At 62.0% G+C, this 12,954-nt stretch carries 13 protein-coding genes and 1 pseudogene; 4 read left to right on the forward strand and 10 right to left on the reverse strand.

The genetic code is table 11. The features are described from left to right. The 8 genes and pseudogenes from RhoFasB10_RS26470 to RhoFasB10_RS19885 form a co-directional block, all read right to left on the reverse strand. Nucleotides 1-127: pseudogene (locus tag RhoFasB10_RS26470) on the reverse strand (hydroxymethylglutaryl-CoA lyase); the annotation flags it as partial. A gap of 150 nt (nucleotides 128-277) precedes the next feature. After that, nucleotides 278-1,084 carry a carbon-nitrogen hydrolase family protein gene (locus RhoFasB10_RS19855; protein WP_346764437.1) on the reverse strand — a complete coding sequence of 269 codons (807 nt, stop codon included), beginning with the start codon at nucleotides 1,082-1,084 and terminating at the stop codon, nucleotides 278-280. Between the two features lie 57 nt (nucleotides 1,085-1,141). Further along, nucleotides 1,142-1,930, reverse strand: coding sequence for an aldolase/citrate lyase family protein (locus tag RhoFasB10_RS19860; RefSeq protein WP_167678148.1), 789 nt, complete (start codon nucleotides 1,928-1,930; stop codon nucleotides 1,142-1,144). Then, nucleotides 1,927-3,267, reverse strand: a complete 1,341-nt coding sequence (locus RhoFasB10_RS19865; RefSeq protein ID WP_167678150.1) for an amidase — start codon at nucleotides 3,265-3,267, stop codon at nucleotides 1,927-1,929. The genes RhoFasB10_RS19860 and RhoFasB10_RS19865 overlap by 4 nt, the downstream gene beginning before the upstream one ends. Before the next feature lie 4 nt (nucleotides 3,268-3,271). After that, complete coding sequence (locus RhoFasB10_RS19870; protein WP_206031138.1) at nucleotides 3,272-4,636, reverse strand: MFS transporter; 1,365 nt, start codon at nucleotides 4,634-4,636, stop codon at nucleotides 3,272-3,274. 116 nt (nucleotides 4,637-4,752) lie between these two features. Further along, nucleotides 4,753-5,460 (reverse strand): DUF2848 family protein, encoded by a 708-nt coding sequence (locus tag RhoFasB10_RS19875; protein ID WP_167678152.1) that lies wholly within the window; start codon nucleotides 5,458-5,460, stop codon nucleotides 4,753-4,755. 75 nt (nucleotides 5,461-5,535) lie between these two features. Further along, nucleotides 5,536-6,195 (reverse strand): GntR family transcriptional regulator, encoded by a 660-nt coding sequence (locus RhoFasB10_RS19880; RefSeq protein ID WP_167678155.1) that lies wholly within the window; start codon nucleotides 6,193-6,195, stop codon nucleotides 5,536-5,538. A gap of 137 nt (nucleotides 6,196-6,332) precedes the next feature. Continuing rightward, a complete protein-coding gene (locus tag RhoFasB10_RS19885; RefSeq protein WP_167678157.1) occupies nucleotides 6,333-7,214 on the reverse strand; it encodes a LysR family transcriptional regulator in 882 nt (293 codons plus the stop codon). Nucleotides 7,215-7,288: 74 nt separating this feature from the next. Here RhoFasB10_RS19885 and RhoFasB10_RS19890 point away from each other — a divergent pair, with 74 nt between their 5' ends. Genes RhoFasB10_RS19890 through RhoFasB10_RS19905 form a run of 4 tightly spaced genes read left to right on the forward strand, consistent with a single transcriptional unit; the run spans nucleotide 7,289 to nucleotide 10,372 of the window. Continuing rightward, nucleotides 7,289-7,948, forward strand: coding sequence for an RraA family protein (locus RhoFasB10_RS19890; protein ID WP_167678159.1), 660 nt, complete (start codon nucleotides 7,289-7,291; stop codon nucleotides 7,946-7,948). Beyond that, the gene (locus RhoFasB10_RS19895; protein WP_167678161.1) at nucleotides 7,945-8,604 is read left to right on the forward strand and encodes an RraA family protein; all 660 of its coding nucleotides are present in this window, start codon (nucleotides 7,945-7,947) and stop codon (nucleotides 8,602-8,604) included. The genes RhoFasB10_RS19890 and RhoFasB10_RS19895 overlap by 4 nt, the downstream gene beginning before the upstream one ends. Further along, entirely contained in the window at nucleotides 8,601-9,206 is a 606-nt protein-coding gene (locus RhoFasB10_RS19900) for an RraA family protein (protein ID WP_167678163.1), read from the forward strand. Before RhoFasB10_RS19895 ends, RhoFasB10_RS19900 begins: the two co-directional genes overlap by 4 nt. Next, nucleotides 9,203-10,372: an aminotransferase class I/II-fold pyridoxal phosphate-dependent enzyme gene (locus RhoFasB10_RS19905; protein ID WP_167678165.1), complete on the forward strand. Its 1,170-nt coding sequence runs from the start codon at nucleotides 9,203-9,205 to the stop codon at nucleotides 10,370-10,372. The genes RhoFasB10_RS19900 and RhoFasB10_RS19905 overlap by 4 nt, the downstream gene beginning before the upstream one ends. Nucleotides 10,373-10,388: 16 nt before the next feature. On the opposite strand, the gene RhoFasB10_RS19910 is transcribed toward RhoFasB10_RS19905, so the two are convergent. Together RhoFasB10_RS19910 and RhoFasB10_RS19915 are read right to left on the reverse strand one after the other, a co-directional pair. Continuing rightward, nucleotides 10,389-11,210, reverse strand: a complete 822-nt coding sequence (locus RhoFasB10_RS19910; protein ID WP_167678167.1) for an alpha/beta hydrolase — start codon at nucleotides 11,208-11,210, stop codon at nucleotides 10,389-10,391. A 233-nt stretch (nucleotides 11,211-11,443) separates the two neighbouring features. Next, nucleotides 11,444-12,922, reverse strand: coding sequence for an aldehyde dehydrogenase (locus RhoFasB10_RS19915; RefSeq protein ID WP_167678169.1), 1,479 nt, complete (start codon nucleotides 12,920-12,922; stop codon nucleotides 11,444-11,446). Between the last annotated feature and the right edge of the window lie 32 nt (nucleotides 12,923-12,954).

Raw genomic sequence — 12,954 nt, forward strand, 5'->3', positions numbered from 1 at the left:
TGGAGGCCGAGAAGCAGTACTGAAAGTTACGTGCGCCTGCTGCAGCGGCCTTTTCCACGTGGCGCGGCGTCGCTACCCATACCCAGCACTGCGCGAGTTCGTCGGCAGTGAGCTCGGCGATTACCTCCTCGTGTTCCCGGCTCCCAAGTTCGCGAACCGACACGGCGCCGTGCGGAGGCGTTGAACAACTCCGTTCATGCGCGTGCACCTTTCGAACGCAAGAGGTACCTCGCCGCATAGTGGTTGCGACGCAGGACCTGACCTTCAGAGCAAGGCCTTACGCTTTCCCTGCCAGCGTTCCGAGACGGCGATTGGCGAGGACGGGGATCACTTTCCTGGCCTTCTGCACGGCGCCGATGTCCAGTTCTACGGTCAGACGCTCTTCCGCTGCTCCCAACTCGTGCTGGACGACCCCCATCGGTGTCACGACGAGGCTGTGACCGACGCCGAATCGTGGGCCGTCCGGCTCGTCGACGCCCGCAGTGCGTGCATCGGCCTGATCGACAGCGACGATCCATGTGGTCGAGTCGACGGCCCGAGCCTGGTTGAGCAGGCGCCACGCATCGACTTTGCCGTCGCCTGCACCCCAATGAGCGGTCACTAGGATGACCTCCGCACCGCGGTCCGCGAGCGCTCTGAACAGTTCGGGAAAGCGGACATCGTAACAGGTCGCAACACCTATGGTGATGCCGTCGACCTCGAACACGAACGGGGTGTTTCCGGGCTGAACGTCTGCGGATTCCGAGAAGCCGTAGGCGTCGTACAGATGAATCTTGTCGTAGCCCTCATGAATGTGTTCACCGGTGACCAGAATCGTGTTACGAACTCGGCCGTCGTCGGCAGGCGTGAATGTACCGACCAGCACCACGACGCCCAGCTGGACTGCGGTCTCCTGGATCGCGCGTGCCCAGGGACCGTCCAGGGATTCTGCGAACGGGGCTGGGGAGACGCCGAACCTGACCAGTGATGCCTCGGGCAGGACTACGATGCGAGCCCCGGAAGAAGCGGCGTCACCGATTGCTTTCTGTACGCGTGCGAGATTGTCCTCGGGTACGGCTCCGGTTGCAATCTGAGCGATCGCCACGGAAAGTGTTCGTGTATTCGACATTGAAATTCTGCCTGTTCTGTCTCGATGGAATGGTCAGCGAACGGTGGCGTCGTCGCCCTTCACTGCTCGAAGTTGGTCACGGAAGGCAGCCGAAATCAGAAGGGCGTCAACAGCCGGGGTCGACACGATTCGTGCGCCCTGTTCTCGGATTCCTCGGACCTGATCCGGGGTGTACGCAGCCCGCCAGCTCGGAATGCCTGCTGCCCTCAGCACCTTCGACGCGCTCTCGATGGCTTCGTTCACAAGAGGGTGGCCGACATCGGCGCCTTGACCGTAGGACCGTGCAAGATCCGCAGCCCCGAGCATCACCCCGTCGAGCCCGTCGAACTCGGCTATGTCCGCTATGTTGTCGATGCCCTCGCGGTCCTCGACGAGAGCAAAGATCATCACCTCGGTGTCGGGACCGAGTTTGTCTGCAACATTGTCCATTCCGTATCGGACGCTTCTGGTCGACGGGTCGATCCCGCGGTCACCGCCTGCTCCTCGGTACCGGACGACCGCTTGGAGCTGTTCGAGGTATTCGCGGTCGGTCACGTGTGGCGCAAGTATGCCCTTGATGCCGATTTCGACGAGCCGTAGTGCGGTAGTCAAGTCCCGCAGTCCGATGCGGGCGAGTGGGGTCACTCCGGAAGCTTCGGCGGCGCGGACCATGTCGAGGACAGTGCGCGTGTCCATGGACGTGTGTTCGAAATCGATGACCGCGAAGTCGTACCCGGACCAGCCGAGAATCTCGACGATGGCCGGTTCCGGGATGGACACGAAAGTGCCGTAGACGGTCTCGCCCGACTTCAACTTCGCTTGCATGCCGCTGCTCGCAGTCATCGAGCTCCTCCTGCTGTTGTCGTGAGTAGCGCGGCGCGCGTCTGTTCGAATTGCGCAGCGACGCCGAACAAGAGTTCCTCGGAATTGGGTGGACCGGAGAGCTGCATCCCGACCGGCAATCCCGATCTGATTGCGCACGGCAGAGTGAGTGTCGGACCCAAGGACAGGCACCAAGGATGGGTGAAGCGCGTAACCACGGGGCTGGTGGTCACTGTCGTGGATTCGGTGATCAGTGGTGCCAGCACGGGTGTCGACGGAGTCAGCACGACATCGTATTCGCTGAACACGGTATCGAGTGTGCGCCTCCACTCCGAGGCCCACGACAATCCCCGTGAGTACTCGACGCCCGAGGCCGCCAGACCGATTTCGAGCCGGAAGCGCACGTCGTCGCCGAAACCGTCCGGGTTCGATTTGTACCGTGCTTCGTGAACGGCAGCGAAGTCGGGAAACATCATCTTCACAATCATGGACTGTGCGTCGTCGGCGCCGTCCAAATGAATGACGGTCACGGCAGCGCCAAGCTCTTCGAATGTTGCGCGGGCTTCGGAGATCGCGTCGGTGATCTGACTGTCCTCGGCGCGAAAATGGTTGCTCGGGAGAGCGATACGCAAGCTGGACAGTGAGTGCGGGGGTGTAACGACCGGACGAAGATCCTGAATCTGGTACTTGTCCGCCTTCCCGGTTCCGGCCATGGCCGAGAAGACGCGTCTGGCCATTTCGACTGTCGGTGCGATCGGTCCGACGCGATCGAGAGATGTGCTGACCGGCATGACGCCGATGTTGGACACCCGGCCCACACTCGGGCGAAGCCCGACCACTCCGTTGAGCGCCGACGGGGCCAGAATGGATCCACCGGTATCGGTTCCTAGTGCGACGTCCACCAACCCGGCCGCTACCGCGACAGCCGATCCGCTACTGGAGCCGCCGGAGATCCGGGTGGGGTCGACGGCATTGGCAACCGTTCCGTAGTGCTGGTTCTGACCCGTTGCACCCATGGCGAATTCCGCCAGTGAGGTCTTGGCAATGGGTAGCGCCCCAGCTGCGCGAAGTCGGCGGACGACGGGTGCGTCGGTGTCGGTGACATTGTTGGTGAAGAACGTCGAGCCCATGGTGGTCAACGAGCCGGCTGTGTCGATGTTGTCCTTGACGCCGACGGTGATTCCGTCCAGGGGGCCGGGGGTCGAGGGTGCTGCCCCGATCGAAGCAGACAGGCTGTCTATAGGAAGAGTCGATTTGATCGCGTTGAGGCTCTGGCGTTCGGCCATACGAGCGAACTGGTCCCGGACGTGTTCGATAGTGCGCGCCGATCGTTCTGCGCGGCTGTTGCTGCGTGTCATGTGTTCAGTCCTGTCGAGTTGTGGCGTCTGCGCTTTCGGGAAGTGCTGTCGGCAGGGAGTTCGATGCCTCGGCCTTCCTCGTGCCTGGGCTGACGGCGGTGAACACGCCGAGCGTGACCAGACTGACAACTGCTCCCGCAGTCAACAGCATGGAGGGGGCGAGGTCCCAGCCGGTGGAGGAGATGAGAAGTGTTGCGAGGTAGGGACTCAGGCCTGCACCGATTATGGTGGCGAAGTTGTAGCTGATCGCCATTCCGGTGTACCGCACGGGAGCGGGAAACTGTTCGGTGTAGATCGAGTAGCACATGGACTGGACCATTGGAAAGGGCAGTGCGAGAACGACGAACGCAGTGGCCGCCAGTGCGAAGTTCTCGCGGGTCATGAGCGACATCATGGGGAAGGAAAGGATGGCATAGCCGAGAAACCCACCCAGGAGGATCGGTTTGCGACCGATTCGGTCGGACAGCAGTCCCCACAGTGGCATACAGATTGCGAGACCGAGCGTGGTGAATGTGACCAGCCACAGTACCGACGATTGAGAATATCCCTGGAACTTGATGAGGAACGTGCTCATGAACGTGATACCGACCCAGTATCCGACGTTCTGACCGTAGCCGATCAGGACGACCCTGGCCAGAGCGCCACGGTGGCTGCGGAACGTCTCGCGGACCGGAGATGTTTCCCGGTGCCCACTTGCAGCCAGTTCGAGGTACTCCTCCGATTCGGTGATGTGTCGACGGATGAGGATGGCGACCACGATCAGCGGAACGCTGACGAGAAACGGTACGCGCCAACCCCAGTCGGACATCTGGGCATCGGTCGTCAGCGACGAGGTGATGCCGGTGACGAGGCTCGCCGAACCGAGACCCAACGCAACTCCGGTGGGCATGAAGGCTCCGTAGAATCCCCGCTTACCGTCCTGCACGGATTCGGTGACGTACGTCGAAGCGCCGACCTGTTCCCCGCCGGTGAAGAAACCTTGGACCAGACGGCAGACGAGAAGCAGAACAGGGGCCAACACGCCGATCTGCACGTACGTCGGCAGCAATCCGATTGCTGCCGTGGCAATCCCCATTCCGACGATGGTTGCCATCAGAACGTTCTTGCGCCCGGTGGCATCACCGATCCGACCGAGGACGATCCCGCCGATCGGCCTGATCGCGAACGCGATGGCGAACAGAAGAAAGGTAGCGAGCAGAGCCGCAGTAGGGTCCGCGTCGGGGAAGAACAATGGTGCGATCGTGGGTGCCAGTAGTCCATAGATGCCGAACTCGTAGAACTCGATCGTCGTCCCGATGAGCGCTGCCATTCCGGAACGGACCGGCCCGGAGCGAGAACTCGAGGTCCCATCCTGTATTTTCGTGGTCACAGTGCATTCCTTCTCTGGAGTTTCGCTGTTCGAGGTTGCCGCCCGCAATGCGGCAACCTCGTTTTGGTTCATGCTCGTTTTGGTTCGATGAGTCGACGCGAGTGCCGGCGGTTTCGTCAGCCGACGCGCATCGTGGACGGCTCGAGCGTGGGCAGAATGTGGATGGCGTACGACAACCTCAGTGCGCGGCCCTTGTCCCGGTCCTCGAGCTCGACCGTCCACGTATCTGCGTACTGCGCTTCGGGGTCGATCATCGGCAGCGTCCCTCCAAGGACGACGGTGCCGGGTACTAGCAGTCCCGCATCGGTCAGAGTTTCGATCCAGTACGCGGGCGGCAGTAGCTGGTCCAGGGTGCCCTCCTGCAGCAGGACGTCCTCGCTGCCACCTTTGCTTCCCCAGCTGCGGAGACGAATGCTGTTGCTGGCCGGATCGATATCCGACAGACGCCAGGCAGCTCGAGCGAGGACGTCGGGGGCGATTTGCTTGCCCCAGTCGATGCGATGGGTTTCGAGCTGGCGATCGGTGTGGTCGGAGGCGACCGTCAGCAGGAGGTCGTTCGAATCATCCACGATCAAAGCCCATTCGGCTTCGCCGGATGTTCGGTCGCCGTGGACCCACACCTCGTCTGCTTGGGACGTCGAAATCGGTGCGAGGTTGTACAGCGTGGGAACGCTGGTGGGGCGGGGCACTCCGAGTTCGGCCAACTCGTCGATGTGGGCGAGAACCGAACTTTGGTCGGCTCCGGCGAACCCTGCGTTCAGAACTCGCGTGACGTGGACGACGCGTGTGCCGTGATCTGCTACGTCGAAGGTCAATGTTGTCATGGTCATCTCCTTGATTGAACACAGTAGGTATACAATCTTTCGAGTACAGGTACCCGTGGGTGCGGTGTCGAACGGTCAGATGATGCCCGCGTGGCGGGGATGAAGCAGCAACATGCTCTCCAGTGAGTGAGCCAGATGGCTTTCGATCACGGAATCGAGGGTCTCGCGGTCGCCGGCTTTCACGGCGTCGACGATTTGGCGGTGTTCGTCGAGTACGTGTGCCCGGCGTTCGACGTCACCGAAGACTGCGAGGGCACCGACGCGCAGTTGCTGTGATTGGAGACTTGCATACGACTGACGAATCAGAGTGTTCTCGACAGCCTCTATGAACGTCAAGTGGAACCGAAAGTCCAGTGCGATGAACTCGGTGGCATTGCTGGCGCCGGTCGTCAAGGCGGACTGTTGATCCAAAAGTGCTTCCATTGCTGCGGTATCGACATTCTTCCGCTCGATGGCGTTGGTGATCGCGCACTTCTCCAGAAGCATGCGGAACTGGATGAGCTCGTGTATCTCGCGTGACGTCGGTGCGGACACGAAGACGCCTCGACGGGGCACCAGGTGTACCAGGTTTTCGGTTCCGAGCATGATCAGAGCCTCACGGACCGGAGTGCGAGACACTCCCGCACGCATCGCGATCTCCTCCTCGCTGACGAAGCTGCCCTGGAGCGCGGGGTCGGGAAGAATGTTCGTGCGGATGAACTCGTACGCGATTTCGCGCCCGGACAAAGATTGCACTGCGTCACCACCTTTCGATGCGGTTGTACATGCACGGTATACGATCGTTCGAATACGAACTGTCGTTTCGTGTAAATCGTTTGTTACGTAGTTCGTGAGGCGCCCGACGCTGGTATGACGTGGTCCGCCGGCCAGGGTCAGGAGACGGCGGTCGCGCAGGCCACGAAGTGGTCGATCGATGGTTCCGGTTCCAGACGAAGGATGAGAGACAGTTCGGTCAGTGATACGCGGTCGGCGAGTTCCAGAAACACGGCCTTGTCCGATCGGGACACGGCGGACGAATGCGGGACGATCGTCACTCCGAGGCCGCACTCGACCATCGCAATCTGGGTGTTGATCGAGTTGACGTAATGCCGGGCGTCCGGCGTGAATCCGGCGTCCCTGCAGGCGGATGCCATTTCGTCGTGATAGCTCGGCGAAATCTCTCGCGGAAGCCAGACCCATGGTTCGCCAGCCATCGAGGCGAGGTCGACGGGTCCGCTGTGCGCAGCTGCTGGGTGGGTCGACGGGACCGCGGTCACGAAATGGTCGCGGCGCAGCGGTACCACGCGACACCCGGCCGGGCTCGTCGTCTGTCGGACGATGGCAATGTCGAGTTCGTTCCTGAGTACCGCGGGTGGTCCGGCGTGTGTATCGGTTTCTCGGAAGTAGAGTTGAACACCCGGCCGGGTACGACGGTACGTGGACAGTGCATTCGGCAGCAGATTCTCGAACGCCGACGACACTGCGCCGACCACAACCTCTCCGAGGTAGCCGTTCTGGGCCTGCTGCGCCGCGGTCTCGGCTCGTTGAGCCTGTTGCACCATGACCCGACAGTGATCGAGAAAGACTGCCCCGGCCTGCGTCAGATTGACCGACCTACTCGAACGGTTCAGCAGTGTGACGGCGGTGTCTCGTTCCAATTGCAGAATCGCCTGTGAGAGCGGCGGCTGAGACATGTTGAGCCGCGCCGCGGCACGTCCGAAGTGCAGTTCTTCGGCAACGGCTATGAAGTAACGAGCTTGGCGGATCTCGATCATCTATTCGCTCTCCGTATCGATGGAAGACCCGATCGGACCTTCACAATATCGTGGAATGAGGATCGTATAGAGCAATGAACGACACATCTCTCCTCGACGCGTTCGCGGACCTGGACAGTGCAGCCGTGAGCGATGCCCTCGACGGGCTGGGCAAACCGAGCGGGATCGGCGGAATCATTCCGGTCACAGGAGTATCGAAGATCGTGGGGTTCGCGGTCACCGTGGAACTCGAGCCGTACACACCGGGCCCGAGCGGACCACACATCGGAAGCACCGCCGTCGCATCGGCCGGCGGCAACGACGTCATCGTCGTTGCCAACAACGGCCGCACCGACGTCTCGTGCTGGGGCGGATTGCTCAGCCTCGGAGCGAGCCTCCGCGGTGTTCGCGGAACGATCGCCGACGGATGTTGCCGCGACCTCGGCGAAGCACGCGAACTCGGATATCCCGTGTTCTCACGCGGAGGCATCCCCGCTACCGCGCGCGGGCGACTGCAGCAGAAGTCGACAGGAATGCCTGTCGAGATCGCAGGCGTGTGGGTTGCACCCGGGGACATCGTCCTTGCCGACGAGACCGGAACCGTCTTCGTCCCGCGCGAGCACGCGGCCGAGATTCTGGCGAAAGCGCAGGCCATTACAGCACGAGAACGAAGCATCGCCCAAGATCTGCGCAACGGAATCGCGCTACCCGACACCATGCACGACGCACGACTAGCCGGAAGTGAAGGAAAATGACCGACAGCTCGCTCACAGAACGCCTCGGAGCCATTCCCACAGCATCGATCTCGGACGCCCTCGATGCATTGGGGCTTCGCGGATCCCTGCACGGCATCGGCCCCCTCGACTCCGGATCGCGCATTCGTGCGGTGGGGCCCGCGTACACCGTTCGATACGAACCCATCACCGACGAGCCGGGCACAGTCGGAGATTTCCTCGACGACGTGGAACCAGGTTCGATCATCGTCATCGACAACCAGGGTAGAACGGACTGCACGGTCTGGGGCGGCATCATGACCCAGACTTCGTCGGCCCGGGGAATCGCAGGCACGGTCATCAACGGCACCTGCCGGGACACAGCTGTGACCCTCGAACAGGAATACCCGATGTGGAGCGCAGCGCGGTTCATGCGGACCGGAAAGGATCGCGTGCGCCTGGTGGAGGTGCAGGGGAGTATCGAGATCGACGGCGTCACCATCACCCCAGGGGACATCATTGTCGCAGACTCCGACGGGGTGCTCGCTGTCGCACTCCGAAGCGCCGAAGACGTTGTCACGCTTGCCGAAAAGATCGAGCGGACCGAGTCCAAAATCGTCGATGCCGTACGCGACGGAACTACCCTCCGTGAAGCTCGTCAGCGTTTTTCCTACCACACCTTGCAGAGTGTGAAATGACAACCGACCTTGCGCGTGGTCACGCAACGGCCACCATCTACGAAGCGTCGAAACTCGATATTGCACTCGACTCGGGCATTCGACCGGCGTGGGTCGGGGCGCGGGTCTCCGGTCCGGCATTCACGGTACAAGGCGCCGGCGGCGACAATCTGGCGCTGCACAATGCAGTGGCATCAGCGCCCCCGGGACACGTGCTCGTCGCCGATCTCGGTGGCGCGTTGCACGGTCACTGGGGTGAGGTACTCGCCATCGCCGCGCAACAACGGGGTCTGCTGGGCCTCGTGATCGACGGCGGGGTCCGAGACACCGTCGAACTGGCTCGAGTCGGCTTTTCGGTGTTCTCACGAGGTATCTCGATCATCGGCACCCGAAAGGACTACAGCGGCGGGATGGGCGTACCCATCACCATCGGCGGAATCGAGGTCCGGACCGGAGACCTCGTGGTCGCCGACGCGGACGGGGTCGTTGCGATCCCACAGGAGCAGATCGGCCGTGTTCTCGACTCGTCCGATGCTCGGGTTGCCGACGAGACACGCATTTTCGACGAACTGCGCGCAGGCAAAACTACTCTCGAACTGTACGGCCTCGGTGCCGACAGATGACTACGGTCAAGCTGGACAACCCGATCTTCGCTATCAGCGCCCGAGCAGACGAGCTCCGGGCCGAGGGCCGGGACATCATCGTGCTCGCCGCTGGAGAACCCGACGCTCCGACACCGTCCAACATCGTCGATGCGGCGCGGCGCGCGATCGACGATCCCGAATTGCACCATTACGGCGAAGCTTCGGGGCTGACCGCGCTTCGGCAGGTGGTGGCGCGCGACGTCTTCGCGAAGACGGGTACGACATGGTCAGCGTCCGACGTGCTGGTCACCCTCGGAACCAAACACGCGTTGCATCTGGCGTTGGGGTCCGTAGCCCACGACGGGGGAGAGGTGTTGATAGCACACCCCGGCTGGCCTGGGCATCGAGGCGCTGCGATCGCGGCGGGCGCTACGCCGGTCGACGTGGGAGTGGACGCCGACCACAACTTTCTGGTTACAGTGGACTCTCTCGAAAGAAGTTGGACCCCGCGGTCGCGTGCAGTCATACTGGCCAGTCCTGCCAACCCGACCGGGTCGGTGTATTCGAGGGAGGCTCTCTCGGCCATCGCGACGTGGGCGCTCACGCGTGATGTGTGGTTGATCGTGGACGACATCTACGACGCCTTCGTATACGAGGGCACCCACGCGAGCATGCTCGAGGCGGCACCCGAGGCGCGCGAGAGAACGATCTCGGTGAACGGTGTGTCCAAGGCGTACGCGATGACGGGATGGCGCGTCGGCTGGCTTCTCGGCCCACCCGACATCGTCTCGACTGCAACGCGTCACGTGTCCCGGACCATCACCCACGTCCCCTTGATCACGCAGATCGCTGCACTCGAAGCCATCTCGAGTGATCCGTCCGACCTCGCGCAGACCGCACGACGGTACCGCGCTCGACGCGATCGCACTGTCGAGGCGCTGCGGGCCATCGTCGGGGTGGACTGTCCGCTACCGGACGGTGGAATGTACGTGTTCCCTTCGGTTCGGGAGCTGCTGGCAGAGAATCGATCCGGTATAACCACTTCCGCGGAGCTCGCGTCATGGCTCCTGGAAGAGGTCGGCGTCGCGGTGGTACCGGGGGAAGCCTTCGGCGCGCCCGGACGGCTGCGCATGTGTTTCGCTGTCGGTGATGTGGCGCTGACTGCGGCACTCGGCAGGCTGACCACTGCATTGACCGCAGTGTAGGGAGCGCACCGAAGACCTATCGAGTCGACAGGGCTTCGGGTGAGTGCCTTACGATGAAGTCCGTTATTCTGCGCCACATCTCGGGTGGGTTGGAGTACATCGGGAAATGACCGCTGAGCGGAATCTCCGCGAGTTCGACACCGTTGGCGGCGAGATGCCCGAGGTAGGACAGTGTTCGGTTCTGCTCTCCGTACATGAACATCGTCGGGATCGGTAAGCCCAGAAAACGCGGCATCAGATCGGCGTGGTCCGACAGTTCGACCATGGACTCGAATACGCCACGCACGGAACCGGCGCGGACCTTGTGGGCCAGACTCGAGGAATACAATGCACTGGAGTAGAACCGGGAACTCCACGCGCGATCGATGAACTCGACGAGAAACGCCTCGGGATCCGGGTGTGAGTCGACGATCTGACGGCTCAGAAAGCAATCCTCGGGGGCAACGTTTCCTTCGATGTCGATGAACGACAGCACTCGGTCCGGATAGTCGGAGGCGAGCATCAACGCGGTCAAACCGCCCATCGAGTGACCGACTACGTGGAATGTGTCGACGCCCCGGAGCTTCAGCACTGCCAGTGCAGTCTCGACCAGGAATGGAATCGACAGGCGCTGCGGTGTGGCGCAATAGGATTTACCGAAACCAGGCGCATCGTAGGCAATTATTGGGCTGTCGTTCAAGGTGCTCTGCTGAACTACGTCCGCATAGTCTTCTTTCGTCGAACCGAAACCGTGCAGAAACACGATCGGAGCTCCGACACCGCCGCGGTACATGCCCGCCACACGCACCTCGACACGCTCGACAGTGAGTGACAGGTCGAAGTGGGACAGTCTTTTCATGGCCACGGTGCTGTGTCTCCGGTATCTCGTCTGCGTTGGGCAATGCGACACATCAGCGGATGTGTCCTGTATTCCATACAACAGTCCCGGCCGAAGAAACAGAAAGTTCGATCGTGTCTGGCATCGAGACGGGAACCGACCGAATCCGTGCGCTCACGAAGCGGAAGGACTCGGCACAGCGAATACCGCCCGAGTGCTTGTGGCATCGGGCGGTATTGGGGTGCGTCGTCAGCTCAGCGCATCACGAACGGATTACCGACGGGTGCGCCGGTGTTGATCCAGACGCTTTTGGTTTCGAGGTAGTCGTCGACTGCCCCGATTCCATTCTCTCGACCGAGGCCGGAGTCCTTGAAGCCGCCGAAGGGCATCATGTAGCTCACCGCACGGTACGTGTTGACCCACACCGTGCCCGAGTGAACCGCTGCAGAGACACGGAAGGCGCGTCCCATGTTCTGGGTCCACACTCCTGCGCCCAGGCCGTATCGCGAGTCGTTGGCGATCGCGACTGCTTCCTCTTCGGTGTCGAACGCGATGACGGCGAGTACGGGTCCGAACACCTCTTCTTGAGCGAGTCGCGACGCGTTGTTCACCCCGGTGTAGATGGTGGGCTCGACGAACCAACCGTTGCCGCAGTCACCGCCCGTCGCCGCCTTTCCTCCGAGCGCGAGGGTGGCGCCGTCCTCGCGGCCGACGTCGATGTAGTGCAGCACCTTGTCGAACTGATCTCGCGTGGTGACCGGTCCGACCTGGGTCTGTGAGTCCATCGGATCACCCATCCGTGCGCTGCGTGCCAGAGCCACGACCTTCTCGACGACTTCGTCGTGAATGGAGCGCTGCACCAGCAACCTCGAACCCGCGATGCACGTCTGTCCCGTTGCCGCGAAGATGCCGGACACCGCGCCGTTGACGGCCGATTCGATATCAGCATCCTCGAACACGATATTCGGCGACTTGCCTCCCAATTCCAGTGAAACGTGCTTGAACTGGCGTGAGGCCTGTTCGCCGATACGGCGCCCGGTCGCGTCGGAACCGGTGAAGCTGATCTTCCGCACAAGCGGATGGTCGACCAACGGGCTTCCCACTTCTACGCCGAAGCCGGTCACTACGTTCACGACTCCGGCAGGCAAACCTGCTTCTTCGAGCAGCCGGACGAACTCGAGCGTCGACGCCGACGTGTACTCCGACGGTTTGATGACCACCGAGCATCCTGCTGCCAGCGCGGGCGCGAGCTTCCAAACGAGAAGCAGAAGTGGTGAATTCCACGGCGTGATGATTCCGACTACGCCGACCGGGCTCTTCTGCGTGTAAGCAAAGTAGCCCGGCTTGTCGATCGGGACGACAGTTCCTTCGATCTTGTCGGCCAATCCGCCGTAGTAGCGGAACCAGTTGGGGAGGTACTGACACTGGCCGAGCATCTCGCTGTACAGCTTGCCGTTGTCGCGTACTTCGATACATGCCAACAACTCGGCGTTCTGCGCCAGGTGGTCGGCAATTGTTGTCAGGACGAGACCACGGTGACTTTGCGTCATCTCGGCCCACGGGCCGCTCGTCATGGCGCGGTGCGCGGCGGTGACGGCTCGATCCACGTCGTCGGAGTTCCCGCGCGCAATCTGTGCCCACGGTCGCCCTTCGAACGGGTTATCGGACTCGAAGAACTCACCAGTGGAAGATGCTCGGCGTTCGCCGTCGATGTGCAGGAGATACTTCTCCATGAGAAAACCTGTCGTCGATGGGATTGTGTGGG

The sequence above is a fragment of the Rhodococcus sp. B10 genome, from assembly GCF_011770055.1.
Taxonomy (GTDB): domain Bacteria; phylum Actinomycetota; class Actinomycetes; order Mycobacteriales; family Mycobacteriaceae; genus Rhodococcoides; species Rhodococcoides kyotonensis_B.